This is a genomic window from Alicyclobacillus suci, from assembly GCF_017329615.1.
Classification (GTDB): Bacteria; Bacillota; Bacilli; order Alicyclobacillales; family Alicyclobacillaceae; genus Alicyclobacillus; species Alicyclobacillus suci.
Genome location: NZ_JAFMTW010000243.1, coordinates 1 through 253, shown reverse-complemented (window position 1 = coordinate 253; position 253 = coordinate 1). Strand labels below are relative to the sequence as shown.

Sequence of the window (253 nt, the reverse complement as noted above, 5' to 3'; positions counted from 1 at the left end):
CTTCGATATCTTGGAATCCTATTTGGCCCGTTACCTGCCACAATCATTGGTAGCCGTGATGGTCCCTGTTGTCCTGCTCATAAATATTTTTCAACTCGATTGGATCTCGGCCACCCTGCTCTGCATCGCCGCCCCGCTGATTGTCTTTTTTATGATACTGCTTGGCAAGGGTGCAGACTCGATGGCCAAAAAGCAGTGGCATCTGCTGGAGAACTTATCCGCCAACTTCCTCGAATTAATCGAGGGGCTTTTG

1 protein-coding gene is annotated in these 253 nt (G+C 49.4%); it reads left to right on the top strand.

Features of this window, described 5'->3' with window-relative positions; translation table 11 throughout:
• A partial coding sequence (locus J3482_RS20575; protein WP_268884604.1) for an ABC transporter transmembrane domain-containing protein occupies positions 1 to 253 on the top strand: 253 nt, incomplete at both ends.